Source organism: Mesorhizobium shonense, assembly GCF_040545255.1.
Classification (GTDB): Bacteria; Pseudomonadota; Alphaproteobacteria; order Rhizobiales; family Rhizobiaceae; genus Mesorhizobium; species Mesorhizobium shonense.
Window position 1 is genome coordinate 400,913 of sequence record NZ_JBEPLM010000003.1, and the last position, 25,703, is coordinate 426,615.

29 protein-coding genes are annotated in these 25,703 nt (G+C 64.2%); 4 read left to right on the forward strand and 25 right to left on the reverse strand.

Going from position 1 to position 25,703, the window contains the following annotated elements; genetic code table 11:
• Positions 1 to 112: 112 nt before the first annotated feature.
• The 3 genes from ABID26_RS11435 to ABID26_RS11445 all read right to left on the reverse strand — a co-directional run bounded on the left by ABID26_RS11435 (position 113) and on the right by ABID26_RS11445 (position 1,635).
• Positions 113 to 316 (reverse strand): hypothetical protein, encoded by a 204-nt coding sequence (locus ABID26_RS11435; RefSeq protein WP_126100148.1) that lies wholly within the window; start codon positions 314 to 316, stop codon positions 113 to 115.
• Positions 317 to 736: 420 nt separating this feature from the next.
• A complete protein-coding gene (locus tag ABID26_RS11440) occupies positions 737 to 1,195 on the reverse strand; it encodes a YbaK/EbsC family protein (RefSeq protein WP_126100147.1) in 459 nt (152 codons plus the stop codon).
• A gap of 173 nt (positions 1,196 to 1,368) precedes the next feature.
• Entirely contained in the window at positions 1,369 to 1,635 is a 267-nt protein-coding gene (locus tag ABID26_RS11445; protein ID WP_126100146.1) for a helix-turn-helix domain-containing protein, read from the reverse strand.
• Positions 1,636 to 1,933: 298 nt separating this feature from the next.
• Between ABID26_RS11445 and ABID26_RS11450 the strand changes: the two genes are divergently transcribed.
• From ABID26_RS11450 to ABID26_RS11460, 3 genes are all read left to right on the forward strand, one after another.
• Entirely contained in the window at positions 1,934 to 2,533 is a 600-nt protein-coding gene (locus ABID26_RS11450) for a hypothetical protein (protein ID WP_126100145.1), read from the forward strand.
• A 240-nt stretch (positions 2,534 to 2,773) separates the two neighbouring features.
• On the forward strand, positions 2,774 to 2,968 hold the full coding sequence (locus ABID26_RS11455) for a hypothetical protein (RefSeq protein WP_126100144.1): 195 nt from the start codon (positions 2,774 to 2,776) through the stop codon (positions 2,966 to 2,968).
• Between the two features lie 510 nt (positions 2,969 to 3,478).
• Positions 3,479 to 3,739 (forward strand): hypothetical protein, encoded by a 261-nt coding sequence (locus tag ABID26_RS11460; RefSeq protein WP_126100143.1) that lies wholly within the window; start codon positions 3,479 to 3,481, stop codon positions 3,737 to 3,739.
• Between the two features lie 150 nt (positions 3,740 to 3,889).
• Here the strand turns inward: ABID26_RS11460 and ABID26_RS11465 are convergent, their stop codons facing one another.
• The 7 genes from ABID26_RS11465 to ABID26_RS11495 form a co-directional block, all read right to left on the reverse strand.
• Positions 3,890 to 4,186, reverse strand: a complete 297-nt coding sequence (locus ABID26_RS11465) for a DUF883 family protein (protein ID WP_126100142.1) — start codon at positions 4,184 to 4,186, stop codon at positions 3,890 to 3,892.
• 105 nt (positions 4,187 to 4,291) lie between these two features.
• The gene (locus ABID26_RS11470) at positions 4,292 to 4,831 is read right to left on the reverse strand and encodes a MerR family transcriptional regulator (RefSeq protein WP_126100141.1); all 540 of its coding nucleotides are present in this window, start codon (positions 4,829 to 4,831) and stop codon (positions 4,292 to 4,294) included.
• A gap of 131 nt (positions 4,832 to 4,962) precedes the next feature.
• Positions 4,963 to 5,286, reverse strand: a complete 324-nt coding sequence (locus tag ABID26_RS11475; RefSeq protein WP_010915609.1) for an integration host factor subunit alpha — start codon at positions 5,284 to 5,286, stop codon at positions 4,963 to 4,965.
• Positions 5,287 to 5,389: 103 nt separating this feature from the next.
• The gene (locus tag ABID26_RS11480; RefSeq protein WP_126100140.1) at positions 5,390 to 6,361 is read right to left on the reverse strand and encodes a beta-ketoacyl-ACP synthase III; all 972 of its coding nucleotides are present in this window, start codon (positions 6,359 to 6,361) and stop codon (positions 5,390 to 5,392) included.
• 9 nt (positions 6,362 to 6,370) lie between these two features.
• Positions 6,371 to 7,441: a phosphate acyltransferase PlsX gene (gene plsX, locus ABID26_RS11485; RefSeq protein WP_126100139.1), complete on the reverse strand. Its 1,071-nt coding sequence runs from the start codon at positions 7,439 to 7,441 to the stop codon at positions 6,371 to 6,373.
• A gap of 130 nt (positions 7,442 to 7,571) precedes the next feature.
• Entirely contained in the window at positions 7,572 to 8,120 is a 549-nt protein-coding gene (locus ABID26_RS11490; RefSeq protein ID WP_126100138.1) for a YceD family protein, read from the reverse strand.
• Between the two features lie 11 nt (positions 8,121 to 8,131).
• On the reverse strand, positions 8,132 to 8,674 hold the full coding sequence (locus tag ABID26_RS11495; protein WP_126100137.1) for a ubiquinol-cytochrome C chaperone family protein: 543 nt from the start codon (positions 8,672 to 8,674) through the stop codon (positions 8,132 to 8,134).
• Between the two features lie 117 nt (positions 8,675 to 8,791).
• On the opposite strand from ABID26_RS11495, the gene ABID26_RS11500 reads away from it, so the two are divergent.
• Positions 8,792 to 9,313, forward strand: coding sequence for an outer membrane protein assembly factor BamE (locus ABID26_RS11500; RefSeq protein ID WP_126100136.1), 522 nt, complete (start codon positions 8,792 to 8,794; stop codon positions 9,311 to 9,313).
• A 103-nt stretch (positions 9,314 to 9,416) separates the two neighbouring features.
• Here the strand turns inward: ABID26_RS11500 and ABID26_RS11505 are convergent, their stop codons facing one another.
• The 15 genes from ABID26_RS11505 to ABID26_RS11575 all read right to left on the reverse strand — a co-directional run bounded on the left by ABID26_RS11505 (position 9,417) and on the right by ABID26_RS11575 (position 25,618).
• Positions 9,417 to 11,558: a sodium-translocating pyrophosphatase gene (locus ABID26_RS11505; protein ID WP_126100135.1), complete on the reverse strand. Its 2,142-nt coding sequence runs from the start codon at positions 11,556 to 11,558 to the stop codon at positions 9,417 to 9,419.
• A 255-nt stretch (positions 11,559 to 11,813) separates the two neighbouring features.
• Entirely contained in the window at positions 11,814 to 12,563 is a 750-nt protein-coding gene (locus ABID26_RS11510) for an ABC transporter permease (RefSeq protein ID WP_354415402.1), read from the reverse strand.
• Positions 12,560 to 13,495: an ABC transporter ATP-binding protein gene (locus ABID26_RS11515; RefSeq protein WP_292345777.1), complete on the reverse strand. Its 936-nt coding sequence runs from the start codon at positions 13,493 to 13,495 to the stop codon at positions 12,560 to 12,562. Before ABID26_RS11515 ends, ABID26_RS11510 begins: the two co-directional genes overlap by 4 nt.
• Positions 13,492 to 14,655, reverse strand: coding sequence for an ABC transporter permease (locus tag ABID26_RS11520; RefSeq protein WP_292301876.1), 1,164 nt, complete (start codon positions 14,653 to 14,655; stop codon positions 13,492 to 13,494). The genes ABID26_RS11515 and ABID26_RS11520 overlap by 4 nt, the downstream gene beginning before the upstream one ends.
• Before the next feature lie 208 nt (positions 14,656 to 14,863).
• A complete protein-coding gene (gene osmF, locus ABID26_RS11525; protein WP_354415407.1) occupies positions 14,864 to 15,775 on the reverse strand; it encodes a glycine betaine ABC transporter substrate-binding protein OsmF in 912 nt (303 codons plus the stop codon).
• 159 nt (positions 15,776 to 15,934) lie between these two features.
• The gene (locus ABID26_RS11530) at positions 15,935 to 17,155 is read right to left on the reverse strand and encodes an MFS transporter (protein WP_292345780.1); all 1,221 of its coding nucleotides are present in this window, start codon (positions 17,153 to 17,155) and stop codon (positions 15,935 to 15,937) included.
• Positions 17,152 to 17,652 (reverse strand): transcription antitermination factor NusB, encoded by a 501-nt coding sequence (nusB, locus tag ABID26_RS11535; protein WP_292301872.1) that lies wholly within the window; start codon positions 17,650 to 17,652, stop codon positions 17,152 to 17,154. Before nusB ends, ABID26_RS11530 begins: the two co-directional genes overlap by 4 nt.
• Positions 17,649 to 18,143, reverse strand: a complete 495-nt coding sequence (gene ribH, locus ABID26_RS11540; RefSeq protein WP_292301870.1) for a 6,7-dimethyl-8-ribityllumazine synthase — start codon at positions 18,141 to 18,143, stop codon at positions 17,649 to 17,651. The genes nusB and ribH overlap by 4 nt, the downstream gene beginning before the upstream one ends.
• A 148-nt stretch (positions 18,144 to 18,291) precedes the next feature.
• On the reverse strand, positions 18,292 to 19,335 hold the full coding sequence (locus ABID26_RS11545) for a methyltransferase (protein WP_292301868.1): 1,044 nt from the start codon (positions 19,333 to 19,335) through the stop codon (positions 18,292 to 18,294).
• A 95-nt stretch (positions 19,336 to 19,430) separates the two neighbouring features.
• Positions 19,431 to 20,048 carry a riboflavin synthase gene (locus tag ABID26_RS11550; RefSeq protein ID WP_292301866.1) on the reverse strand — a complete coding sequence of 206 codons (618 nt, stop codon included), beginning with the start codon at positions 20,046 to 20,048 and terminating at the stop codon, positions 19,431 to 19,433.
• Between the two features lie 61 nt (positions 20,049 to 20,109).
• Entirely contained in the window at positions 20,110 to 21,237 is a 1,128-nt protein-coding gene (ribD, locus tag ABID26_RS11555) for a bifunctional diaminohydroxyphosphoribosylaminopyrimidine deaminase/5-amino-6-(5-phosphoribosylamino)uracil reductase RibD (RefSeq protein WP_292301864.1), read from the reverse strand.
• Between the two features lie 2 nt (positions 21,238 to 21,239).
• Positions 21,240 to 21,719, reverse strand: a complete 480-nt coding sequence (nrdR, locus tag ABID26_RS11560; RefSeq protein WP_059184872.1) for a transcriptional regulator NrdR — start codon at positions 21,717 to 21,719, stop codon at positions 21,240 to 21,242.
• A 112-nt stretch (positions 21,720 to 21,831) separates the two neighbouring features.
• On the reverse strand, positions 21,832 to 22,422 hold the full coding sequence (locus ABID26_RS11565) for a hypothetical protein (protein ID WP_435528567.1): 591 nt from the start codon (positions 22,420 to 22,422) through the stop codon (positions 21,832 to 21,834).
• Between the two features lie 110 nt (positions 22,423 to 22,532).
• A complete protein-coding gene (gene glyA / locus ABID26_RS11570; protein ID WP_126100123.1) occupies positions 22,533 to 23,846 on the reverse strand; it encodes a serine hydroxymethyltransferase in 1,314 nt (437 codons plus the stop codon).
• 128 nt (positions 23,847 to 23,974) lie between these two features.
• Positions 23,975 to 25,618, reverse strand: coding sequence for a Na+/H+ antiporter (locus ABID26_RS11575; RefSeq protein WP_354415417.1), 1,644 nt, complete (start codon positions 25,616 to 25,618; stop codon positions 23,975 to 23,977).
• Positions 25,619 to 25,703: the final 85 nt, after the last annotated feature.

Sequence of the window (25,703 nt, forward strand, 5' to 3'; positions counted from 1 at the left end):
TCCGAAACTACGTGCCCGCCTCGGCCGCCGGTATGGAATTCATTCCCGAGAATGGTGGCGGTGCTGGCATAGGCTGAGGAAGATTAGCGTCTAAGCGCCAAGGTGCCCCTGGCTACCAGCCCAAGTGGATTATCTGCGAAAGATCGGCGATATCGCCATAGATCATCGAACCTTTGACGAGAAAACACCTGCCATCCAGGACCTCGATGAGTGAACTTGACGCGGTGCAAACCGGCGGGACCTTACGATCCTTGGCTTCGGCATAGCCGATGCTGATCGCGAGGATAGCGATAGCAACGAGAGTGGTCTTGCTCATATCTAACCCCTAAAGCCACTGGCTTCTTGGGCCGCAAAACCGGGTTGCCGCCTCTTAAGTAGCATCGGGCCGTGACGGGGCTTCATCATCGATTGGATGACGCGGGCTCATCTATTTGCCGTAGGCGCAAAGAGGAGTCCAATCGCGTTCACCTACTATATTAGCAATAGCTTGCATTTTGAGGCGGCCGTAGCCTGCGCGGCTTTCAGGCGCTTGTGGCGGAGGTTTCGATGCGCATGATTCTAGCTATGGCCGCGCTCTCTAGTTGTTTCGCTCTGTGGGATCGATTTGCGAATGACGGGATATATAGCACCGCCCTGCAACGAAACATTCTTGGTGCAGCGCTTCCTGGGTGATCACCGGCAGTCGCTAAGCTCTCTGGATCCGTGACGAGCGACCAGGAGAGAGATCGCAGTTCTCCTACTGGCAGACATCGACCCATACGGCACCGACCAGATCGGCCATTCGTTGCGGCGCGATGCGCACGGCGGCGTTGGTGGCGCCGGCGGCGGGAACAACCTCATCGAACGCTCTCAGCGTCACGTCGCAATAGACCGGCAGCGGCGCCGGCAGGCCGAAGGGGCAGACGCCGCCGGGCGGATGGCTGGTCGCGGCAAGCACCTGCTCCCCGTCGAGCATGCGCGGCTTGCCGCCGAGCCTGTCCTTGCACTTGCGGTTGTCGAGCCTGGCGGTGCCGCTGGTCACGACCAGCATGGTTTCATCGCCGACGCGCAGGCAGATGGTCTTGGCGATCTGCGCGGGCATCACGCCATGAGCCTCCGCCGCCAGCGCCACGGTCGCAGAGCTCGCGTCGGTGACCAGAACCTCGATGTCGGGCGCATATTCGGCAAAGAAGGCGCGGACCGATTCCAGGCTCATGAGCGAAACCTCGTCAGACGTATTGGCTGGTGCCGTCGAATCGCGGCACCGGCCGGGATTGGCACATGGCGCCACGGCTTTTGGCAAGAGCCAGGAACCATGCGTCGAAGGCGAAAAAAAGCCCGCCAAGGCGAAGCCGTGGCGGGCTCTTCATGCGGACGCTTCTTGCGTCTCTATTGCTGTGTGGGCCGATTCTCTTCGGTCGGCACCATGATCAATTCCTCTTCCGGCACCTGGAGTGCGGAAGCGATACGCCTGAGCTTGGCGGGATCGGCGTCCTTGCCGTCCTCGATGTCGACAATCTCGCCCACGGCCAAGCCGCAGGTCAAGGAAAGCTCCTCGATCGTATATCCCCTCGTTTCGCGCACGGCCTTCAGCGGATTGAGGCCGTTCGCGGCAATGATGTTGTTGGAAACAGCGTTTCGTGCGGTGTTGGGCATGGCAACTCCTTGGGATGAAACAAGACAGATGAAATGTGGCGTTGCCTGAGACGGGCGGGAGAATGGCCGTTAACGATTGATTTGCCAAGAGGGACCGTTGCGGCCGTCACGCCATCGTGAACCGGTCCCGGGGGCCGAGGCTCAGGCTAGCAACATGTAAGATGGTGCGACGCGCAATCAAGTTCTTTTGAAGCGCTGAAGGCCGGACCCGCCGGCATTTTGCCCGCTCCAGTTCGTTAAGTCTCTGTCACTGGTCGACGGCGGGCGGCGTCAAACCCTTTTGGAAGGATCGGATGCCATGAAACTGAAGTTATTCGCGATCGTGCTCGGCACGATTTCAGGTTTTGCCGTTTCCGCGCAGGCCGAGAGCGTGCGCGTGCGGGGCACGGTGGTCGACCACGCCGGAACGGCGCTGACGGTAAAAGCCCACGACGGCAAGACCGATACGGTCACCCTTGCTCCCGACTGGATGATCTCCGGCGTCGCCAAGGCGTCGGCCGCCGATATCAAGCAGGGCGATTTCCTCGGCATCGCATCGGTATCCAAGGCCGACGGCGGCAGCGGCGCGCTGGAAGTCGTGATCTTCCCCGCCGCATTGAAGGGCACCGGAGAAGGCGATCGCGATTGGGATTTGCAGCCCAACAGCCGGATGACCAACGGCACCGTCGCCGACGTGACCGAGATCAACGGACGAACCGTGACGCTCACCTATAGCAATGGCCAGAAGAAAGAGATCGCCATCCCGCAATCGACGCCGATCGTGAAATTCGCGACCGCCAAGCCGGCGGATCTCAAGCCGGGCATGACGGTGTTCGTCAGCGCCGAGCGCGGCAGCAACGGCAAGCTCGTCTCGCGCCGCGTTGTGGTCGGCAATCATGGCATCGCCCCGCCGATGTGAGCGAAGAGGCCGGCGTACCGGCCGGCAGGTTTCAAAAGATCATGGTGCCGCAACGCCCGCTGCGCGTCCCTTCGGACGCGCGGCGCCGTCGGAGTTCAGCCGGAAACAATCCAGAAACAAGAATCTACAGTTGGGAAAAATTGTCGAAAAAATCCAGGAGGATAGTCCCGATCGCGAGGCTTGGGTCACCGATTTGGTCCGGTGAATCTCCGAACGCCCGCGTAAAAAGGAAACGAAGTCATGAAGAAGTCCCTCCTGTCCGCGCTCGGGCTGGCTCTGGCCCTGGCGTTCACGATGCCGATCCTCGGCACGACCAGCGCCGACGCGGCTCCGATGAAGAAGCATCACCATCATCACCGCAAGCATCATCACCGGCACCACCACCGCCACCATCATCATCGCCACCACCACAAGGTCGTTGCGAAGAAGGCCTGATCCTTTTCTCCTCCGATGGGAAGGCCGGCCTATGTTGACCGGGCGCGGCCTTCCCATCGGATTTCCGCTTTGCAGGCCAAGCCCACCAGCTTTGGCGTCAACTGCCCATCAAACGCGCAGTCGCGTTCGACCCTCTTCGTTGCAATCTCGACCTCTTGCCCGCACCGGTATGCGCGACCGGCTGGCTTTGAGTCCGCAGCGGTTTATGCTGCCGATCGAGCATCACCGGCGCCTCTACCAATCCACCTATCTCAGACGGCCGCGCCGCGGCATCGGGGTGCCTCTACGCCGAGGCGCTGCTGGCCAGAAGCACAGCCCGGGCTGCAAGCGAATCCGACGTCTGACACCTTCCAAAACAACGCGCACATCTGCCCGGCGAAAAAATCGCATGGGATGTGAACCTTTCCCATTGGACGCGGCACCAAGCGGTCATGGGCGCCATGAAGGCGCTCCTCAACCCACCGGGATGCCAGGAAGGCGATCCCAACAACCAATGGAAGGAAATGCTCAATGACCAACTTCAAGCGTGTCGCGCTCGCCGCCGCCCTCGTCGTCTCGGCTTTCGGCTCGGTTTCGGCCCCAGCTTTCGCCGGCACGCATCCGACGGGCGACGGCGGCGCGGTCTGCAAGGGCTCGGGCTCCTGTCTGGTGCTGCAGCTCGACTGCAAGGGCACCTACACCGACGCCACCGACAAGAACGGCACCGTCTACGGCAAGTGCAGCCAGGTCATGAAGGTCGACCCGAAGACCCGGCTCAAGCTCGCCAACTGATCGAGGCTGGAGCCTGTTCCACCTCGATGAAATGCGGATGGGCTGTATCTCTTTGCTTAGATGCAATTCCGGACGGGAAACCGCTCTCGTGGCGCGGAAATGGCGGTCGTCGCGAACGGCCGCCATTTCTATTTCGCAGTCGGGTGAAAGTCAGCGCCGGCTGACGAGAAGGCTGGCAAGCAGCCCGACCACAACCAACCCTACCGCTGCCGCGGTGGCCGGATGATCGCGCGCGGTGCGCTCGATCGCCCTGCCCCTGCGCCTGATTGCCGGCAGCGTCTCATGGAGGCGTTCGGCGAGTCGCGAATAATAGTCGGACGCCGCCTCTCGGCCGTCCTCGTAATAGGCGTCGCCGCGTTTGGCGAGGGCTTTCCTGAGATCGTCGAACTGCCGTGAGAGCGCCGCAAACTGCTTGTCCAGATCACGATCGGTCGCAAACAACGCCATGCCAGGTATCCTTCCTTCGCAGAGAAGGCCTAACGCGTGGGCGCGATGGCAGTTCCGACCTTCAGAGACGCTGACCGCTCAGGTCGCAGGGCCGGCGACCGAAGCTCAACGCACCTGGTCGAGCAGCCGTTTGCACTCCAGGAGGTCAAAGAGCGCTTCCTGCAGCAAAGCCCGGTTGTCGCGCGACAATTTCGAGGAGTCCGGCTGCACGGGACCTTCGTCGTCGCTTTTGGCGAGGCCGAAGAAACGGCGGCTGGGCTTCACCTTGGGCTGGCCGACAAGCGCATCCTCGTCGCCGCGCGGCTGGGCGGCCGCGGTCAGCGGCACCTGATCGGCCTGCCGGCGTTGCGCGATCGCCTCGACCGCGGCCATGTCGCCATTGCCGATGGCGACCAGGAAATGGTTGCCGTTCTCGCGCAGCAGCTTCTGCACGCCCTTGATCGTGTAGCCCTGATCGTAGAGCATGTGCCGGATGCCCTTGATCAGTTCGACATCCTGCGGCCGGTAATAGCGGCGGCCGCCACCACGCTTCATCGGCTTGATCTGGTTGAAGCGCGTCTCCCAAAAACGCAGCACATGCTGCGGCAGGTCAAGATCTTCCGCGACTTCGCTGATGGTGCGGAAGGCATCGGGGCTCTTGTCCATGGACGAATCCTCACGCTGGACGACGACCCGGCATTTATGCCGAATCGGGTCTTATTTCAGCGATTTATGAAACAATATTCAAGCCCGGCGTCAAAGCTGACGGCGGTTTTTCAACCGTATTTGCCGGTGCGCTATTTGCCGCCCTTGGCCTTGCTGTTCTGGTGCGAGCGCAGGATGCGGTTCTTCAGCACGTTCGACGACTTGAAGGTCATCACCCGGCGCGGCAGGATCGGCACTTCCTCGCCGGTCTTCGGATTGCGACCGATGCGCTCATTCTTGGAGCGGACATGGAAGGTTGCGAAGGACGACAGCTTCACCGTTTCACCGCGAACGATGGCCTCGCAAATTTCATCCAGCACGGCCTCGACGAGCTCGGCCGATTCAGTTCGCGACAAACCAACCTTGCGATAAACGGCTTCGGCAAGGTCGGCACGCGTAAGTGTCTTTCCCCCCATGCAACCGTCCCATCAGCTCAAAAAACGTAAATCGATACAGCCAGCGGCAGAGCCTAAGTAATTGATCCGGCAAGGTCAAGGACCGAACCCGCGCGTTCGGCACTTACCAGCGGAGCAACACCGCGCCCCAGGTGAAACCTCCGCCCATCGCCTCGAGCAGAACCAGGTCGCCCTTCTTGATGCGGCCATCGGCGACGGCCACCGACAAAGCGAGCGGCACGGAGGCAGCCGAGGTGTTACCGTGCAAATCGACGGTGACCACCACTTTCTGTTCGGCAATCCCGAGCTTCTTGGCGGAAGCGTCAATAATCCGTTTATTGGCCTGATGCGGCACGAACCAGTCGAGGTCTTGCGCCGTGATGCCAGCCTGCGCAAAGGTTGCCTCGATGACGTCGGTGATCATGCCGACCGCGTGCTTGAACACCTCACGGCCTTCCATCTTGAGATGGCCGACCGTGCCCGTCGTCGATGGGCCGCCGTCGACGAAGAGCTTCTCCTTGTGGACGCCATCCGAGCGCAAGCTGGCCGCCAGCACGCCGCGATCGGCGATGCCGCCCGTCCCCTGCGCTGCTTCGAGCACAACGGCCCCGGCGCCGTCACCGAAAAGCACGCAAGTCGAGCGGTCGCTCCAGTCGAGGATGCGCGAGAAGGTTTCCGAGCCGATCACCAGCACGCGCTTTGCCAGGCCGCCGCGGATATAGAGGTCGGCGGTCGCAACCGCGTAGACGAAGCCGGAACACACGGCCTGCATGTCGAAGGCAAAGCCATGATGCATGCCGAGCCGGTTCTGGATATCCACCGCGGTCGCGGGAAACGTGTTGTTGGGCGTCGACGTCGCCAGCACGATCAGGTCGATGTCGGCAGGCGTCAGACCGGCGCTGTCGAGCGCGGCGCGCCCCGCGGCCTCGCCCAGCGAGGCCGTCGTCTCGTCATCGGCAGCGACGTGGCGCTGGCGAATGCCGGTGCGCTGCACGATCCACTCGTCGGAGGTCTCGACCATGCCTTCGAAGTCGGCATTCTTCATGATGCGGCGGGGCAGCGCGGCACCGTTGCCGCGCACGATTGATCTGATCAAGGTTCGTTCCTATTCCTCGGCGTCGACGGCGACGCCGGATTTCCTGTTTGCCTGGGCATTCGGGTTGCGCGCATGGAACAGATCGAGATCGGCCTCGATCCGGTCAAGCAGATTGTTGCGCACCATGTCGTAGCCGAGCTCGATCGCCGCCGCGAAGCCGTCCGAATCGGCGCCGCCGTGGCTCTTCACGACGATGCCGTTCAAGCCCAGGAAGACGCCGCCATTGGAGCGGCCGACATCCATCTTCTCGCGCAGCCGGTCGAAAGCGCCCTTGGCGAAGACATAACCGATCTTGGCCATCAGCGTGCGGCTCATGGCGGCGCGCAAATAGCCGGCGATCTGCTTTGCCGTGCCCTCGGCGGTCTTGAGCGCGATGTTGCCGGCAAAGCCTTCGGTGACGACCACATCGACCGTGCCCTTGCCGATGTCGTCGCCCTCGACGAAGCCGCGATAGTTCATCGAGGCCATGTTGGCCTCGCGCAGCATGCGCCCGGCGTCCTTGACCTCTTCCTGGCCCTTGATCTCCTCGACGCCGACATTGAGCAGGCCGACGCTCGGCCGCTCGATGCCGAACACCGAACGCGCCATGCCGGTGCCGAGGATGGCGAAATCGACGAGCTGATGCGCATCCGCGCCGATGGTCGCGCCGACGTCGAGCACCACGCTCTCGCCGCGGGTCGTCGGCCAAAGCGCTGCGATCGCCGGGCGGTCGATGGTGGCCATGGTGCGCAGGCAGAATTTCGACATCGCCATCAGCGCGCCGGTGTTGCCGGCCGAGATGCAGGCCTGCGCGGCGCCGTTCTTCACCGCCTCGACCGCCTTCCACATCGACGACTTCCAGCGGCCGTGGCGCAGCGCCTGGCTCGGTTTGTCGTCCATCCGGACCGCGATCTCGCAATGGACGAACTCGCTGACCTCGGCCAGTTTGGGAAACTTGGCCAGTTCGGGACGCACAGCGTCCTCGCGGCCATAGATGACGAAGCGGATGTCAGGGCGGCGGATGGCGACCGTCATCAGCGCCGGGATGACGACGCCTGGTCCGTGATCGCCGCCCATGGCATCGATGGAAATCCTGATCACGCGGTGTTTTTCTCACGGTTTGCCTGGCTGGCGGCGTGCGCCTGCCGAGGTAAGGGGGCTCGCGAAGGTCCGGCGAAAATAGCGGTTTTGGGCAGCCGCACAACCAACTTTTCCAAAATCCCAGCCGCCTTCAGGATTTTCCGAGCAGCGAACGCAGCTTTTTCTGGAATTCGCTTTCCTCAGGCTGATCGTCGCCCTCGGCATCGAGCGAGGCTCCGGGCTTGCGCGGATAAGGATCGATCGCCAGGCCGAAAAATTGCTCGGCGAGCGCACCGACATCGATGGTGTCGCCGGAAAAAGTTTCGGGACTGTCCGGTCCGTCGGCATCGAGAACGATCTCGCCGCCGCTTTCGAACCCTTCGCGCCCGAGCTTCGACTGCTCCGGCAAGAACAGCGCCTCGACGGGCTCGTCGATATGGGCCGCGACCGGATCGAGGGTGACGATGCAGGCCTGGGTGATGTCGGCTTCGACGCGACCGCTGACCTTGACGCCGTTGCGTTTCCAGGACGCCACCAGGAGTTCGGCGCGGTAGCTCTCGACCGACAGCAGGTCGTATTCGGCGGCAAGGGCCGCGCGCTGGCGTTCGTCGGCCGCGATCACAACCGGCAGGCCCTTTTGCGGCAGGCGGGCGACGTTGGCGACGAAAGATACGGGGCTCTGCGGTTCGGCGTGTTTCATTCTCGCCTCCTTCACACGGCTCCGGCGACCGGAAACGCCACGGTGCCGGCCGCGATCGATTCGGTCGGCTGCGCGGCAAGCTGCCGGGACGCTGAGGAAACATAGCCCGCCAGCAGCGGCGCCTCGATCCACTCGCCGGCATCGGGCCTGACGTTACGGGCAAGTGCCATGCTAAGGGCGGCGCGGTCGTCGTCCCGCAAGGCGTCGTCATAAGCCGCGGTGCGGCCATAAAACATCTTTGCCAGCTTCTTCATGCGCTTCGGCACGCCGACGTCGCTGATGCCGAGTTCCCTCAGCGAATGGTCGACATCGAGGAAGAACTCGTCGATCAGCACCTGCCCGATCTCAGTTGCCGCACCGCCCTCCCCGCGCAGCCGGTGCTGGAACAGGAACATATGCAGCGCCAGCATCTCGAAGCGGCCGAGCGGCGTATCCGGCACATTCCAGTCGGAATAAAACACGGTTTGCCGCGCCGCCGCCACGATTTGTGCGTAGAGCGCCTCGGTGATGGCGCGGTTGGCATGACGTTCGCGGCCAAAAAGGCGCTGGAACATTGAGGGTGGTCTCCCGGGGACCTTGTGTTTGATTTGGCCTTGTTGCATCGGCATGCAAGCTGGTTTACCGGTTTTGCGGCCCAGCGCAAGTTGCGGGGATGTGATGGAGAATTGTTGTTGGGTGCGCTGAAATTCAAGTCGTTTCTTACGCCCCTGCCGGCGGGCGTAGCTTCTCTGCTGGTGGCGGTGTCCGCACTTTCTGCCTGCAATTCATCCAAGATGATCGGCGATCTCAGCCCGAGCGAGACGCTGACGCAGGGCTATGTCATCGACCAGGCGGCGATCGACTCGGTGCCGGTCGGCTCAAGCCGCGAGCAGGTGCTTCTGGCGCTGGGCACGCCGTCGACGACGGCGACCTTCGACAACGAGGCGTTTTACTACATATCGCAGACACGCAAGCGCTATGTCGCTTTCGACAAGCCGCGGCTGGTCGACCAGCACGTGCTGGCGGTCTATTTCGGCGCCGACGGCCGCGTCACCCAGATCGCCAATTACGGTCTGAAGGACGGCAAGATCTTCGACTTCATCTCGAGGACGACGCCGACGGGCGGCAAGGACCAGAACTTCCTCAGCCAGATCATCAACGGCGCCAGCAAGCTGGCGCCCGGTATCCCGGGCGGCGGCACGCCCGGCACCTGATCTTCTTTCGGCGTTCTCTTCGGAAGCTTCAACATCTCAGGCAATGAAAAACCCGCGGGAGCGATCCCGCGGGTTTTTGCCTTTTGAGCGATGCGTGCCGTGTTCAGCCGTGCGCGAGCACGGCAAGCAACAGCAGAGCGACGATGTTGGTGATCTTGATCGCCGGGTTGACGGCCGGGCCGGCGGTGTCCTTGTAGGGATCGCCGACGGTGTCGCCGGTCACCGATGCCTTGTGCGCCTCGGAGCCCTTCAGATGCTTGACGCCGCCCTTGTCAGTAAAGCCGTCCTCGAACGACTTCTTGGCGTTGTCCCAAGCGCCGCCGCCGGAAGTCATCGAGATAGCGACGAAGAGGCCGTTGACGATGACGCCGAGCAGCGAGGCGCCGAGCGCGGCGAAGGCCGAGGCTTTCGATCCCGAGATCAAGAACACGCCGAAATAGACGACCAGCGGCGCCAGCACCGGCAGCAGCGACGGAATGATCATCTCGCGGATCGCGGCCCTGGTGAGAAGGTCGACGGCGCGCGCATAGTTCGGCTTCGACGTACCGGCCATGATGCCCTTGTCTTCGCGGAACTGCTTGCGAACCTCCTCGACGATCGAGCCGGCGGCGCGGCCGACGGCGGTCATGGCGATGCCGCCGAACAGATACGGGATCAGGCCGCCGAAGATCAGGCCAGCGACGACATAGGGATTGGAGAGGTCGAAGGAGACCTCGCCCATGCCCTGGAAGTAGGGATATTTGTCGCCATTTGCGGCAAAGAACTTCAGATCGTTCGAGTAGGCCGCGAACAGCACCAGCGCGCCCAGGCCGGCGGAGCCGATGGCATAGCCCTTGGTCACCGCCTTGGTGGTGTTGCCGACGGCGTCGAGCGCGTCTGTCGAATGCCGCACTTCCTTGGGCAGACCGGACATTTCGGCGATGCCGCCGGCATTGTCGGTGACCGGACCGAAGGCGTCGAGCGCCACAATCATGCCGGCCAGGCCGAGCATGGTGGTGACGGCGATCGCCGTGCCGAAGAGGCCGCCGAGCTGATAGGTGGCGATGATGCCGCCGACGATGACGAGCGCTGGAAGCGCCGTCGATTCCAGCGAGACCGCGAGGCCCTGGATGACGTTGGTGCCGTGGCCGGTCACCGAAGCCTGGGCGATCGAATTCACCGGGCGCTTGTTAGTGCCGGTGTAGTATTCGGTGATCACCACAATGAGTCCGGTCACCAAGAGGCCGATCAGGCCGCAGATGAACAGGTTCTTGCCGGTGATGGCGATGCCGCCGACATTGCCGATCTCACCCCAACCCAGCGTCGCCGAAGTGGCAGCGGCCAGGCCGACGATGGACAGCAGGCCGGTGACGATGAGGCCCTTGTAGAGCGCGCCCATGATCGAGCCGTTGGACCCAAGCTTGACGAAGAAGGTGCCGACGATGGAGGTCAGGATGCAGGCACCGCAGATGGCGAGCGGATAGAGCATCGCCGCACCTAGAACGGCAGTGCCGCCGAAGAAGATGGAGGCCAAAACCATGGTGGCGACGACGGTCACCGCATAGGTTTCGAACAGGTCGGCGGCCATGCCGGCGCAGTCACCGACATTGTCGCCGACATTGTCGGCAATGGTGGCCGGGTTGCGCGGATCGTCTTCCGGAATGCCGGCTTCGACCTTCCCGACAAGATCGCCGCCGACGTCGGCGCCCTTGGTGAAGATGCCGCCGCCGAGACGGGCGAAGATCGAGATCAGCGAAGCGCCGAAGCCGAGCGAGACCAGCGAGTCGATGACGACGCGGTCATTGGGCTGCAGGCCCATCGGGCCGGTCAGAATGAAGTAATAGATCGAGACGCCGAGCAGCGCCAGGCCCGCGACCAGCAGGCCGGTGATGGCGCCGGACTTGAAGGCGATGTCGAGGCCGGCGGCGAGGCTGTTCGACGCGGCCTGCGCGGTGCGCACATTGGCGCGGACCGAGACATGCATGCCGATGAAGCCGGCAGTGCCCGAGAGCACGGCGCCGATCAGGAAGCCGATCGCGGATGTGATGGACAGCAGCCACCAGGCAAGCAGAAGCACGACGATGCCGACGACGGCGATGGTGGTGTATTGGCGCGCCAGATAGGCTTGGGCGCCTTCGCGGATGGCGGCGGAGATTTCCTGCATGCGCTGGTTGCCCTGATCGGACGCAAGGACCGAACGTGTCGCCCAGATGGCGTATAGAACTGACAGCAAGCCGCAGGCGATGACGGCGGTAATGATGGTCATTGCCGGATTTTCCTCGATTGATGGCCCAAAAGAACCCCTCCCTGGGCCGTTGGAACGGGAATGAACGCCGCGCACGGAATCCACCCCTTGGCTGCGGTGTATGCGAAACAGGGCTCGGAACGTCAAGATATTGTTCGGTTTTTGCCCGGCTTTCGCCCAAAAGACGAAGGCGGTGATGTTAGCCTCAGCAAGGGACCCGGATTAGATCGATTGAAATGACGATGGGGAATGCACTCGCCCGGCGACCACCGCCGGTTATTCTGCTTCTCGCCCCATGCGGCGCGCGGCGAAGCGCTCGATCGCCGACAGGCCGTCATAGATCAGCACCGCAAGCGCCGCGACGATCAGGCCGCCCTGCAGCACGAAGGCAAGGTTGTTCGAGATCAGGCCGGCGATGATCACTTCGCCCAGCGTCTTGGCGGCCACCGTCGAGCCGATGGTGGCTGTGGCGAGGCTAATGACCACGGAAAGCCTTATACCGCCGAGGATCACCGGGGCGCTCAGCGGCAGTTCGACCTTCATCAGCGTTTGCCAGCCGGTCATGCCGGCGCCACGCGCCGCCTCCATGACGTTGCCGGGCAGCGTGGTGAGCGCGGTCAGCGCATTCTCGAAAATCGGCAGCAACCCGTAGAGGAAAAGCGCGATCAGCGTCGGCTTCTCGCCGAAGCCGACCGCCGGCACGGCAAGCGCCAGCACCGCGACCGGCGGAAAGGTCTGGCCGATATTGACCAGGCTGCGCGACAGCGGCAGGAATTCGGCGCCGGCCGGCCGGGTGACAAGGATGGCGAGCGCGACGGCGACGATCGTCGCTCCCACCGTTGCGGCGAGCACGGTTCTCAGATGCAGCAATGTCAGCGTCAGCAGGCTGCCTTGGTTGTAGATCACCGGCGCGCCGTTCTCGGTCAGCGGCCGGAGCAACGGCTCGAACCAGCCCGGACTGGCGATGAAAACCACCAGCAGCACCAGAAGCGCCAGCCTCAACAGAGCGGGCAGCCAGGCCTTCATGCCGGCCTCGCGCGCTTCACCAGCCCTTCCACGGTGACGCGCCCGAGCGGCTTGCCGTCGGCGTCCTTCACCGGCAGCGCCGGACGGCCCGTCCATAAAAGCTCGGCCAATGCGTCGCGCTGGCTGGCGTCGCCCGGAATCGCCTCGCCTTCGGCGCCGCCGGGCTCCACGGCATCGCGCGCGCGGCCAAGCGACAAGAGCCGGAACGGCCGCTCGCTGGAGCCGACCAGGGTTTCGACGAAGCCATTAGCGGGCCTCGCCAGGATCTCCGCCGGTTTGGCGTATTGCAGCACCTTGCCGGCATCCATGACGGCGATCTTGTCGCCCATGTGCACCGCTTCCTCCATGTCGTGGGTGACGAGGATGACGGTTGTGCCGAAGCGCTTCTGGATCGCCAGCAGATCTTCTTGCGCCTTGGTGCGGATGATCGGGTCGAGCGCGCCGAAGGGCTCGTCCATCAGAAGCACATTGGGCTCGGCGGCAAGCGCGCGCGCGACACCGACGCGCTGCTGCTGGCCGCCGGAAAGCTCATGCGGATAGCGCGGACCATAGGCCTGCGGGTCGAGCTGGTAGAGCATCATCAGTTCTTCGACGCGTGCCTTGATGCGATCCTTGTCCCAGCCGAGCAGCAGCGGCACGGTGGCGATGTTCTGCGCCACCGTGCGATGCGGAAACAGGCCATGGCCCTGGATGGCGTAGCCGATGCTGCGGCGCAGCTGGTAGCCGGGCAGCGAGCGGTTGTCGGCGCCGTCGAGCCTGATCACGCCGGACGTCGGCTCGACCAGCCGGTTGATCATCCGGAGCAGCGTCGTCTTGCCCGAGCCGGAAGTGCCGACAATGACGGCGATGGTGCGCGGTTCGATGACCATCGACACGTCGTCGACGACGGCCGTTCCGTTATAGCGCTTGGTGATGCCTTCGATCTCGATCATGCGGGGTCCGCCCTGCGCGTGGTGGAGGTCATTTCGATGACGGCGTCGAGGATGATGGCCGCGGCAAAGGCCAACGCCACTGTGGGCACCGCGCCGAGCAGCACAAGGTCCATCGCCGTCTGGCCGATGCCCTGAAAGACGAACACGCCGAAACCGCCGCCACCGATCAGCGCCGCGATCGTGGCCAGCCCGATGTTCTGCACCAGCACGATGCGGATGCCGGTCAGGATCACCGGAAAGGCGAGCGGGAACTCGACACCGAACAGGCGCTGGCGATCGGTCATGCCCATGCCTCGCGCGGCATCGTTGGCGGCGCGCGGCACGCCGGCAAGCCCGACCACCGTGTTGGCCACGACAGGCAGCAGCGAATAGAGAAAGAGCGCCACGAAGGCCGGCGCGGTGCCGATGCCTCTGATGCCGGCGGCCGCGGCGCCCGGCACATGCGCGGCAACCCAGCCGAGCGGCGCGATCAGCAGGCCGAACAGCGCGATCGACGGAATGGTCTGGATGATGTTGAGCACATTCAGCACCCCTGCCCGCAGCGGCTCGACGCGGTGGCAGAGGATGCCAAGCGGAACTCCGGCGACCACCGCTGCCGCCAGCGAACCGAGCGCCAGCGTGATGTGCTTGGAGCCTTCGGCCCAGAAACTGTCGGCGCGGCTGGCATATTCCTTGAGAATGGAAAGGCTGTTCCAATTTCCCGAGACCAGCAGCGCGCCGATCGCCAGCGCGGCGACGATGAGGACGCCGACACGCGCCAAGGGCGAAAGGTTAAGCCTGGTCAGCACATCGGCCAGAAGCAGCGTGAAGGCAAAGATCAGCAGCCAGAAGCCCGAGGCCGGCGCGACGCGGGCGAAAGTGTTGCCGGCGGGCGTCAGGAAACCGCCGGCGGTGCCGATCAGGATCGCGAGCGCAACCAGCGCAATCATGCTGGCGACCAGCCTCAGGATCAGCGACGTCCTCAGCAGCGCGACAATGCCGCCGGCAATGACAATCGCAAGCAGCAGCGCGCCAAGCGTGGGCGGCAACGCTTCGAGGATCGAGCGCGCCTGTCCGGGCACGATGCGGTTGGCGCGGAACGTGGCGAAGGGCGCCGCGAAGGCGGCATAGGTGACGATCACGGCGATGACGACGCCGAGCTTGTCGAAGCGGAGGGTCATGAAGAGCGGTTGCGCGAGGCGCCCCCCTCTGGCCTGCCGGCCATCTCCCCCTCAAGGGGGGAGATCAGATGTCGCGAACGCTTTCGCCAATTCCGGATGCTGGAAAAAGAAGCACGGCGCAGCAGCTGCCAATCTCTCCCCTTGAGGGGGAGATGTCCGGCAGGACAGAGGGGGGTGCCTCGCACCGGCATCGCGCTAGCCGGGCTTGCTACTTCAAAAGCCCGTTCGTCTTCAAAAAGTCCTCCGCCACCGCCTTCGCGGGCTCGCCACCCAGTTGCACGCGGCCGTTGAGCTGCTGCAATGTGGCGAGATCGAGCTTGGCGAAGACGGGCTTCAGCAGCGTCTCGATTTCCGGATGTTCCTTCAAGACATGCTCGCGAATGATCGGCGCCGGCTGGTAGACGGGCTGCACATTCTTGTCGTCCTGGAGCACTACGAGGCCGGAGGGCTGGATGCCGCCGTCGGTGCCGTAGACCATGGCGGCGTTGGCGCCGTTGGTCTGGTTGGCGGCGGCGGCGATGGTCGCGGCCGTGTCGCCACCCGAGAGCGTGATCAACTGGTCCGGCTTCAGCTTGAAGCCGTAAGTGGTCTGGAAAGCCGGCAGGGCCGCCGCCGAATTGACGAACTCGGCCGAAGCGGCGAGCACCACTTTGCCGCCGCCCGAGACATACTTGCCGAAGTCCGACAGGGTGGTGAGCTTGTTCTCGTCGGCCACCTCCTTGCGCAGCGCGATCGCCCAGGTGTTGTTGGCCGGCGACGGCGACAGCCAGACGATTTTGTTGGCATCATAGTCGAGCTTCTTGGCGGTCTCGAAGGCCTTGGCGGCATCCTTCCACACCGGATCGTCCGCCTTTTGGAAGAAGAAGGCGGCGTTGCCGGTATATTCGGGATAGATGTCGATCTCGCCGGCGGCGATGGCCTTGCGCACCACGGGCGTGGCGCCCAGCTGGATGCGGTCGGTGGTCTTGATGTTGTTGGCGTTCAAGACCAGCTGGATGATGTTGCCGAGCACACCACCCTCGGTGTCGATCTTCGAAGAGACGACCACCTGGGCATGTGCCGAAGCTGCGGTGATGCCGAGCGCGATCGCTGCTACGGCGAGCTTTCCGATTGAAAACATTATGAAAATCCCTTGCTGTGAACCGATGGGTCGGAGGCGGCATATGAGCATGGCGTTAACGCGCCGTCGGGGCACACGGTTTCATAACTAGCGGGATGCGTGCAATAATTTTGTTCCCGACGCGAATGACGCGCAGCGCCGGGTCCCGACAGCGTGATGTCAGTTGGCGGCGCGCAAGCCCGGCAGCTTCAAGGCACCGAGTGCCAGGAAGCAGAGCACGACAACCGGAAACACCAGCCAATTCAGCATGGTCCAGCCCCAGGCGTTGTAGACCGCGCCCGACATCAGCGAAGCGAAGGCGACGGAGCCGAACAGGACGAAGTCGTGGAAGCCCTGAACCTTGCCTTTTTCGGATGGATGGTAGCCGGCGGCGACCATGGCGGTGGCGCCGATGAAGCTGAAATTCCAGCCGAGGCCGAGCAGGATCAGCGCCGTCCAGAATTGCCATAGCGCAAGGCCTGAAAGCGCCACCACCGCACAGCCGATGAGCAGGACCAGCCCGACGGCGACGATGCGCTCGGCCCCAAAGCGGTGGATCAGCGAACCGGTGAAGAAGCTCGGCCCGAACATCGCCATGACGTGCCAGGAAATGCCGAGCGTCGCGTCGTCGGTCGAGAGCCCGCAGCCGACCATGGCGAGCGGCGCACCGGTCATGACGAAGCTCATCAGCGCGTAGCTGCCGACGGCGCAGAACAGCGCCGCGACGAAGCGCGGCTGAGTGGCGATCTCGGCCAGCGGACGGGCATCGCCTTGCTCGGTTGTCGCGACCCTGCCCGCCGGCACAGTCGCGTGCAGGAAGGACAGGACGACGGCGCCGACTGCCGCTAGCACGAGGATCGAAGCAAAAGACCCGGCAAACATCACCGGCGCCAGAAGCTCGCGGGTATAGATGACGATCTGCGGTCCGAGGATAGCGGTGACGATACCGCCCGCCAGCACGAAGGAAATGGCGCGCGCCTTGAATTCAGGCGGCGCGTTGTCGGCGGCGGCGAAGCGGAACTGCTGGACGAAGGCGCCGCCGACGCCGATCACGCCGAGGCCGACGGCGAACAGCCAGAAGCTCGCCTGATAGAGCGCCAGCGTCGCGATCAGGCCGCCGAGCGCGGTGATGACCGTGCCGGTCATGAAGCCGCCGCGATGGCCAAGCCGGCGGATGACGGCGGCCGCAGGCAGCGCGCCGAGCGCCACGCCGAGATTGAAGCCGGTGACCGGCGCCGTCGCCAGCGATTTGTCGGGCCCGAGCAAATATTGTCCGGCAAGCGCTCCGAGCGAAATGGCGATCGGCGCGGCGGAACCGACGATCGCCTGCGCCGCAGCGAGCAGCACCGCCGTGCGGCGCGCTTCCCTGCCAACGCCAGCGACAACTGCCGTGGCGGTCACGATGCGTCCTTGCCGCGACCCTCGCCGCGCACCCGGCGCGAGACACGGTCGAGAACGGCGTTGACCAGCTTCGGTTCGTCTTCCTCGTAGAAGGCCTTGGCGATGTCGACATATTCCGACACGATCACCGCCACCGGCACGTCGTCCCGCTTCATCAATTCATAGACGCCAGCGCGCAGGATGGCGCGCAGCGTCGAGTCCAGCCGCGACAGCGGCCAATCCTCGGTCAGCGCCTGGCGGATGACCGGATCGATGATCTTCTGGTTCTCGACGACGCCGGTGAGGATGGCGCGGAACCATTGCGCGTCCGCTTCGCGGTAGAGCGCGCCGTCAACTTCCTTGCCGAGGCGGAAAGTCTCATACTCGGCAGTTGTTTCGAAGACACCGCTGCCGGCGACATCCATCTGGTAGAGCGCCTGGACGGCGGCAAGGCGTGCGGCACCCCGCTTGTTGGCGTGGCGTACAGGTGGCTGGCCGGTCGAAGCAGGTTCGCTCACGATTGGGCTCCGAATTTCTCTTTCAGCGCGATCATGGTCAGCGCCGCGCGCGCGGCGAAACCGCCCTTGTCGCCTTCCGCGCGCCGGGCGCGCGTCCAGGCCTGCGCATCGTTCTCGGTGGTCAGGATGCCATTGCCGATCGCGATCGCTTCCTGCACCGAGAGGTCCATCAGGGCGCGGCTCGATTCATTGGCAACGATGTCAAAATGATAGGTGTCGCCGCGGACGATGGTGCCGAGCGCGACGAAGCCGTCATAATGCGTGCCGCCTTCGGCGGCGCCATCCAGCGCGAAGGTGATGACGGCCGGTATTTCGAGCGAGCCGGGAACGGTGACGACGTCATAGGTGGCGCCGGCTTCGTCCAGCGCGCCGGTCGCGCCTTCGAGCAGCGCGTCGGCGAGGTCGTCGTGGAAACGTGCCTCGACAATAAGCAGATGCGCCTTCGCCTTCGGACGAATGAACGCTTTGCCGTGTTGGGATGTGCCTGCCATAAAAGTCTCCGGGGGATTGCCGGTGACTTAGGCCGAAGCCGGATTGATCGCAAGCACAAGATTGCCGAACCGACACCGGCCTGCATCTGTCGACGGATTCGGGTCCCGCTAAAAGCCGCGCAGCGCGATCATTCGGAGCGTTCTTTGGCTAGGCGGGCGAAGCCTCGAGGATCGAGATCGGTGCCCGGGTGCCGATTACCCGTTCGAGCTTCAGTCCTGCGCCTGCGAACAGCCTGGCGTACTGTGCCTCAGTCCGCTCGAGGCCTCCGGTGACCGCGAGCATGACAACATCGAGGGTCTTGATCTGATCCGGTTCGTCGCCCGGAGGCACGAGCGTTTCGGCCACGAGCACCCTGCCATGCGTTGGCATAGCCTCGCGGCAACGTCGCAGGATCAGTTCCGCACGTTCATCGTCCCAGTCGTGGATGACCCTCTTGATCACATAGATGTCGCCGACCGAGACGCCCTCGAAGAAGTCGCCTGCGACGAAGTCGGTGCGCGGCAGATCGCCACCTGCGCCCTGTCGCGCCGCCGCCACCCCGGACGGCAGATCGAACAGGACGCCGCTCAAATGAGGATTGCGGGCAAGGATGGCCGAGAGAAGCTGTCCATGCCCGCCGCCGACATCGACGACCCGCGTGTATCGGCCGAAATCATAGGCATCGGCTACCGCCTCGTTGCCGCCTTGGCTTAAGGCGACCATGGCTCGCTGGAACAGGGCAGCCTGTTCCGGGTGGGCCGAAAGCCAATCGAACCTCGGGCTTCCGAACACCTTGTCGAAGGCCGGCTTTCCCGTGCGGACGGAATGCAGAAGCTGCTCGAAGGCAAGATAGGCCTCGCTGTTGATCATCCGGATGAAGTCACGCGGTCCAGGCCGATCGGAACGAAGCGCTGCGCCAACTTCGGTCAAGCCGAAATGGCGAGGGCGAATTTCAGTGAACACCCCCTCCGGCGCCAGAAGCCGCATCACGCGGTAGAGCGGTTCCGCATCCACCTTCGCGGCGGCTGCCAGGTCTTCAACCGAGTGCCCGCCGGAGGCCAGAAGATCGGGAATGCCGAGTTCGATAACGACGCGCAGCGCCTGTGACACGGCAAATCCGAAACCAAGCCTCACGACTTGCTGCGACGGGCTGCTCACGGGCTTTCCCCTCCGACCAGGAGAAAGCTTACGTGGGGTGTGACCAGAAGCCAAGCGGGAAGCCGTGGCGAAAGGCGGATTGCCCCCAGCGCGACGCCCGAATTTTCAGCAATCCGGGCCGCCGCCTCGTCGGGACCGCGTAACTGTGCTCAAAGCCCTTCTTTCGCCGCTTCCGCCAGGCGCGCGGCGTATCGGGCCATGGTGTCGATCTCGATGTTGACGCGGTCGCCGGCTTGGCGTTCGCCCCAGGTGGTGACGCTCAGCGAGTGCTGGATCAGAAGCACGTCGAAGCGGGTGCCCTCGACCTTGTTCACGGTGAGCGAGGTGCCGTCGAGCGCGACCGAGCCTTTCGGCGCGATGAATTTCGCCAGATGCCGTGGCGCCTCCAGCGTGAAGCGCACGGCGTCACCCTCCTCCTTGCGTTCGACGATCTCGGCCGTGCCGTCGACATGACCGGAGACGATGTGGCCGCCGAGCTCGTCGCCGATCTTCAGCGCGCGTTCGAGATTGACCCTGGTGCCGGATTTCCAACTCGAGGCGGAGGTGAGTCTGAGCGCTTCCTCCCAAGCCTCGACCTCGAACCAGCGGGCGTTGGAGCCATGTTCGGGCAGCGCGGTTACCGTCAGGCAGACACCGCCGCAGGAAATCGAAGCGCCGATGGCGATCGTTTCAGGATCGTAGGCGGTATCGATGCGTATGCCGATGCCTTCGCTGAGCGGCTTCAGCGAGGCAACGGTACCCACATCAGTCACAATTCCAGTAAACATCAGATCGTGTCTTCCAGTTTGACCATGATCTTATCCAAAAACCGGTTCCCACTTCTTGGGATCATGGTCGTACCCACTCGGCGTAGCTGTCCTCGCCGAAGCGCATCTGACGCAATTCGCGAAATCCCGCCGGGATATGGGCGGCATCGATGGGCGATGCAATGCCGTCCTCGCCGATCGCGTCCGGCCCCTGGAACAGGATGATGCGGTCGACCAGGTCTTCTTCCAGGAAGGCCTTGGCTACTTTGGCACCACCCTCGACCAGCACGCTCGCCATGCCGAGCGCGGCCAGATCCTCCAGCAATTCCGGCAGGGCCACTTCGCCTGAATAGGTTTCCGTGCCGATGAAGCGCACGCCGGCGCGTTCGAGGGTCGCGCGCCGATGCGGGTCGGCTTCGAGGCAGGCGGCGACATAGAGTGGCACGCGGTCGACGCCGGACACCAGCTTCGATGTCTCCGGCAGCCGGATCTGGCGATCGAGGATGATGCGGGCCGGCGAACGATTTTCGAGTCCCGGCAGGCGCACGGTCAGCGCCGGGTTGTCCTCCAGCGCCGTACCGATACCGACCAGGACGGCGTCCGCTTCGGCACGCATCAGATAGACTTCACGCCGCGCGAGCTCGCCGGTTATCGCGACCTGTCCGGCGCCCTTCCGGCCGATCTTGCCGTCGCTCGAAAGCGCAAGCTTCAGGGTCACTTCGGGGCGTTTTTTCAAAGATCGAGTCAAATAGCCGGCCATCTGCTCGGCGGCTTCGGCAGCAAGCACCTTCTCCACCACCTCGACGCCGGCGGCACGCAGAATGGCGTAGCCCTTGCCGGAGACGCGCGGATCGGGATCGCTCGCCGCGCCAACGACGCGCGCAATGCCGGCATTGACCAGCGCGTTGGCGCAAGGCGGGGTGCGGCCATGATGGGCGCAGGGTTCGAGAGTAACGTAAGCCGTAGCACCACGCGCGAGCTCGCCGGCTTCGGCCAGCGCCTCGGTCTCGGCGTGCGGGCGGCCGCCGACAGCCGTCACGCCGGTGCCGACGATCATCGGGCCGGCGCCGTCGTCGCGCACGACGATGGTGCCGACCGAGGGGTTGGTCGAGGTGCGGCCGGCATTGCGGCGCGAGAGCCTGATGGCCGCGGCCATGTAACGGCGGTCAAGGGTCGCCTGCCCGGCCTCGCTCAATTGAGGTTTCGCCATGGTCAGCCGGCGTCCTCTTCGGTCTTTTCCTCGTCGCCCTTCAGCTCGCCCAGCAGCTCATGGAAATCCTTGGCCTCGCGGAAATTGCGGTAGACGGAGGCGAAGCGGACATAGGCGACGTCGTCCAGCGATTTCAGCGCTTCCATCACCAGACGGCCGACCTCGCCGGAGGCCACTTCCGTCTCGCCGGAGCTTTCGAGCTGGCGCACGATGCCGGTCACCGCGCGGTCGATGCGCTCGGGATCGACATTGCGCTTGCGCACCGCGATCTCGACGGAGCGCAAGAGCTTGTCGCGGTCGAACGGCACCTTGCGGCCGGACTTCTTGATGACGACGAGGTCGCGCAACTGCACGCGCTCGAAGGTGGTGAAGCGGCCGCCGCAATCCGGACAGACGCGGCGCCTGCGGATCGCCGCGCCGTCCTCGGCGGGGCGCGAATCCTTCACCTGCGTATCTTCGGACTGGCAATAGGGACAGCGCATGGAGAGCCTTGGGTTCGCGATTCTGTGGGCGAAAGGCTTAGAGCCTTTTGTGCCTCAGAGATAGCGAGACGCGAGCAAGATTGCCAGCGCCCTGCCCCAGCCGCCGTCAGTGTCAGGGCGCAACATCCTTGGTCGCGAAACCACAGGATGTGCCGAGATTGCGATAGGCCTTGGTGAAGCCGTCCATCGGGATGCTCGCGACGGTCTGCTTGCCGAAGACGACATCGAGCGAGGTGACTTTGCGCATCGCGCGCAGCAGGGCGAGACTGGTCTTGGCCTGGTTGTCGACCAACCAGCTGGGTCGGCCATTGACGCCATTATTGGAATAGACCGTCGCGGAAACCTTTATGCCGGGATCGCCGAAGGTCGCCGCGATCTTCTTGCCGGTCGGCAGATCCTTGTTGTCGACGCTGATCATGATGGCGGGATAGGCATCGGGCGGCAGGGCGTCGCCTGTCGAGATCGACAGTGTCAGCGTGCCCGCATTGCCGATGCCGTCGACGAAAGCCGTGGAGGCTGCGCAGGTCTTGTGCGAATCCTGCCCGGTATCGAGCGTGTCGATGATTGTGGTCCACCTGCCGAAGGTACTGGTGGCCGGCAAATTCGGATCCGGCTGCGTCTGCTCCTGGGCAACCGCGCCGGACGCGGCGAAACCGGCCAGCGAACCAAGCAATGCCAGGGCGGCAAGACGGAAAGTGCGCATCATCAAGTCTCCAACAAGCCGCGCCGCCCGTTCAAGGCGGCGCACGGCGCAGGATAAAAGATGACGCGCAACGCCCCGTCAACCAAGAGAGGGTCAACCGAAAGAGGAGGTCAACCGAGATAGGGATAAAGCGGGAACCGATCCGTCAAAGCCGTGACCTTGGCCTTGACCGCGGCCTCGACAGCAGCATTGCCCTCATCGGAGTTGGCCACCTTCAGCCCGTCCAGCACCTCGGCGATCAGCTTGCCGATTTCGCGGAATTCGGCCTGGCCGAAGCCGCGCGTGGTGCCGGCGGGGGTGCCGAGACGGACACCGGAGGTGACGAAGGGCTTTTCCGGATCGAAGGGGATGCCGTTCTTGTTGCAGGTGATGTTGGCGCGGCCGAGGGCCGCTTCGGCACGCTTGCCGGTGGCATTCTTCGGCCTGAGGTCGACCAGCATCAGGTGGTTGTCGGTGCCGCCCGAGACGATATCGAGGCCGGTTTCCTGCAGGCTGGAAGCCAGCGCCTTGGCGTTGGCGACGATGCTTTCGGCATAGGCCTTGAAGCTCGGCTTGAGCGCCTCGCCGAGCGCCACCGCCTTGGCGGCGATGACATGCATCAGCGGGCCGCCCTGCAGGCCCGGGAACACCGCCGAGTTCATCTTCTTGGCGATCTCCTCGTCGTTGCTCAGGATCATGCCGCCGCGCGGTCCGCGCAGCGACTTGTGCGTGGTCGTGGTCACGACATGGGCATAGGGCAGCGGCGACGGATGCATGCCGCCGGCGACCAGGCCGGCGATATGCGCCATATCGACCATCAGATAGGCGCCGATCGAATCGGCGATCTCGCGGAAACGCTTCCAGTCCCAGACGCGCGAATAGGCGGTGCCGCCGGCCAGGATCAGCTTCGGCTTGGTCTCATGCGCGGTCTTCTCGATCGCATCCAGGTCGAGCAGGTGATCGTCCTTGCGAACGCCGTAGGAGACGACCTTGAACCACTTGCCGCTCATGTTGACCGGCGAGCCGTGGGTCAGATGGCCGCCGGAATTCAAGTCGAGGCCCATGAAAGTGTCGCCGGGCTGCAGCAGCGCCAGGAACACGGCCTGGTTCATCTGGCTGCCGGAATTCGGCTGGACGTTGGCGAAGTTGCAGCCGAACAGTTTTTTTGCGCGCTCGATGGCAAGCTCCTCGGCCACGTCGACGAACTGGCAGCCGCCATAGTAGCGCTTGCCCGGATAGCCCTCGGCATATTTGTTGGTCATGATCGACCCTTGAGCCTCGAGCACGGCGCGGGAAACGATGTTCTCCGAAGCGATCAGCTCGATCTCATGGCGCTGGCGGCCAAGCTCGTTGCGGATGGCGCCGAAAATTTCCGGGTCGGCATCGGCAAGCGTGGTCTCGAAGAAGGATTCGAATTTGCTGGAGGCTGCCGCGGCATTTGACATGGCTTGCTTTCCCTTGGGGCCGGAGGTCTTGCGAGGTCGCCGCGCCAATAACACAGTTGTTTGGAGCCCGCCACGTTTGCGGCGCGAAATTTGCTGGCCGGATTGCGCCAAGCAGATCGGCTGAAACGTTATTTCCTGTCCTGCCGGCTCTTGAACAGGGCTTCGGTCAGCGTGATCTCGGACAGCAGCGCCCGCATCGTGTGGTCGTTGATCTCGCGGCTGCGGAACATGGCGCGCACGGCGGCGCGCTCTGCCTCGATGCCGGCATGCCTCAGATCGAGCTCCAGCCGCCCGGCCTCGCGCGCCTCGGCGCGCGCCTCTTCGGCCTCGTCGGACGCCGCGATGCGGCGGCGGTAGCTTGCGACGATGCTGTCGGCGACCGCAAGCCGGGCTTCCGCCGCCTCGCCTTCCTCGCCTCCGTCACCGGCGAGGCTCTCGATCCTGGCGATCGCTGCATTGGCGGCGCCGACACGCGCCCGCCGCTCCTCGGCCGCACCCGGGTCCTCACCCGGCTCGACCAGTCCGCGCGCGATTCCCGGCAAAGCGAGGCTGGCGATGATGAGCGAGCAGATAATGACGCCGGCGGCGAGGAAGATCACCACGTCCCGCGCCGGAAAGGGCGAGCCATCCTGCAGCGCGAGCGGCAGCGACAGGATGCCGGCAAGCGTGATTGCCCCGCGCACTCCGGCTACCGATCCGGCAAGCCTGACACGGAAACCGAAGGGCTCGGCCTTGCGCTTGCCGAGCCGGGCGGCGACCACCGACGCCATGTCGCCGATCCAGATCCAGAGGAAGCGCAGGCCGACCAGGCAGAGCGTCAAAATGAGCACGGTCAGCGCCGGCTCGAACAGCCAGTGCCGGCTGGTGAGCTCCGGCGGAACCTTGCGGATGATGTCGGGTAGCTGCAGCCCGAGCAGGATGAAGAGAGCGCCGTTGAAGACGAAGGTCAGCGTCGACCATAGCGACATCGCCTGGATGCGCGCCGACACCGACAAAAAGCGAAAAATGCCCGAAGTTCCGGTGAGCAGGCCGGCGGTGACCGCGGCCAGGATGCCGGAGGCGCCGGCATGCTCGGCGATGAGATAGGCCACGAAGGGCAGCAGGGTCATGACCAGCACCTGCGCCTCCGCCGGCGTGCCGCCGATGCGGCGAAGGATTTGCAGCGCCTTGGCGGCGATGAACAGCGCCGCGATGCCGGCGAGGACGCCAGCCGCCACGGCATAGACGAAGGTGAGTGAGGCGGCGGCGAAGGAGAAGCTGCCAGTCAGCGCGGCCGCCACGGCGAAGCGGAACATGACCAGGCCGGAGGCGTCGTTGAGCAGGGATTCGCCTTCCAATATGTGCATCAGCCGCGCCGGAACGACATTGCGGTCGACGATCGAGGACACGGCGACCGCATCGGTCGGCGACAGCACGGCGGCTAATGCGAAAGCGACCACCAGCGGGATGCTCGGCACCAGCCAGTGCAGGGCGTAGCCGAAGCCGACGATGGTGAAGAAAACCAGTCCGATGGCAAGATCGAGGATCGGCCCGCGCAGCTCGATCAGCTCGCGCTTCGGCGCCGCGAAGGCGTCACCGAACAGAAGCGGCGGAATGAACACCAGGAGAAAGAGTTCCGGATCGATCTCGACATGCAGGCCGCCCGCCGGCCAGGCAAGGGCGGCGCCGATCGCGATCTGCAGCACGGGCAGAGGCACGCGCACCAGCCGTACCAGCGCGCCGGAAAGCGCCACGAAAGCGAGCACGACGAGAATGAAGACGGCGACTTCCATGATGCGATTCCGGCTCTGAGGCCGACCATGCGCAATTCCCGGCTTCGCGTCCAGCCGCGGCTTGGGACGACATTCAACTTAGACG

Excerpts from the sequence above, each read along its gene's own strand:
- ABID26_RS11435 (WP_126100148.1), bottom strand. The coding sequence starts at position 316 with ATGAGCAAGACCACTCTCGTTGCTATCGCTATCCTCGCGATCAGCATC.
- ABID26_RS11440 (WP_126100147.1), bottom strand. The coding sequence starts at position 1,195 with ATGAGCCTGGAATCGGTCCGCGCCTTCTTTGCCGAATATGCGCCCGAC.
- ABID26_RS11445 (WP_126100146.1), bottom strand. The coding sequence starts at position 1,635 with ATGCCCAACACCGCACGAAACGCTGTTTCCAACAACATCATTGCCGCG.
- ABID26_RS11450 (WP_126100145.1), top strand. The coding sequence starts at position 1,934 with ATGAAACTGAAGTTATTCGCGATCGTGCTCGGCACGATTTCAGGTTTT.
- ABID26_RS11455 (WP_126100144.1), top strand. The coding sequence starts at position 2,774 with ATGAAGAAGTCCCTCCTGTCCGCGCTCGGGCTGGCTCTGGCCCTGGCG.
- ABID26_RS11460 (WP_126100143.1), top strand. The coding sequence starts at position 3,479 with ATGACCAACTTCAAGCGTGTCGCGCTCGCCGCCGCCCTCGTCGTCTCG.
- ABID26_RS11465 (WP_126100142.1), bottom strand. The coding sequence starts at position 4,186 with ATGGCGTTGTTTGCGACCGATCGTGATCTGGACAAGCAGTTTGCGGCG.
- ABID26_RS11470 (WP_126100141.1), bottom strand. The coding sequence starts at position 4,831 with ATGGACAAGAGCCCCGATGCCTTCCGCACCATCAGCGAAGTCGCGGAA.
- ABID26_RS11475 (WP_010915609.1), bottom strand. The coding sequence starts at position 5,286 with ATGGGGGGAAAGACACTTACGCGTGCCGACCTTGCCGAAGCCGTTTAT.
- ABID26_RS11490 (WP_126100138.1), bottom strand. The coding sequence starts at position 8,120 with ATGAAACACGCCGAACCGCAGAGCCCCGTATCTTTCGTCGCCAACGTC.
- ABID26_RS11495 (WP_126100137.1), bottom strand. The coding sequence starts at position 8,674 with ATGTTCCAGCGCCTTTTTGGCCGCGAACGTCATGCCAACCGCGCCATC.
- ABID26_RS11505 (WP_126100135.1), bottom strand. The coding sequence starts at position 11,558 with ATGACCATCATTACCGCCGTCATCGCCTGCGGCTTGCTGTCAGTTCTA.
- ABID26_RS11510 (WP_354415402.1), bottom strand. The coding sequence starts at position 12,563 with ATGAAGGCCTGGCTGCCCGCTCTGTTGAGGCTGGCGCTTCTGGTGCTG.
- ABID26_RS11515 (WP_292345777.1), bottom strand. The coding sequence starts at position 13,495 with ATGATCGAGATCGAAGGCATCACCAAGCGCTATAACGGAACGGCCGTC.
- ABID26_RS11520 (WP_292301876.1), bottom strand. The coding sequence starts at position 14,655 with ATGACCCTCCGCTTCGACAAGCTCGGCGTCGTCATCGCCGTGATCGTC.
- osmF (WP_354415407.1), bottom strand. The coding sequence starts at position 15,775 with ATGTTTTCAATCGGAAAGCTCGCCGTAGCAGCGATCGCGCTCGGCATC.
- ribH (WP_292301870.1), bottom strand. The coding sequence starts at position 18,143 with ATGGCAGGCACATCCCAACACGGCAAAGCGTTCATTCGTCCGAAGGCG.
- ABID26_RS11550 (WP_292301866.1), bottom strand. The coding sequence starts at position 20,048 with ATGTTTACTGGAATTGTGACTGATGTGGGTACCGTTGCCTCGCTGAAG.
- ribD (WP_292301864.1), bottom strand. The coding sequence starts at position 21,237 with ATGGCGAAACCTCAATTGAGCGAGGCCGGGCAGGCGACCCTTGACCGC.
- nrdR (WP_059184872.1), bottom strand. The coding sequence starts at position 21,719 with ATGCGCTGTCCCTATTGCCAGTCCGAAGATACGCAGGTGAAGGATTCG.
- ABID26_RS11565 (WP_435528567.1), bottom strand. The coding sequence starts at position 22,422 with ATGCGCACTTTCCGTCTTGCCGCCCTGGCATTGCTTGGTTCGCTGGCC.
- glyA (WP_126100123.1), bottom strand. The coding sequence starts at position 23,846 with ATGTCAAATGCCGCGGCAGCCTCCAGCAAATTCGAATCCTTCTTCGAG.
- ABID26_RS11575 (WP_354415417.1), bottom strand. The coding sequence starts at position 25,618 with ATGGAAGTCGCCGTCTTCATTCTCGTCGTGCTCGCTTTCGTGGCGCTT.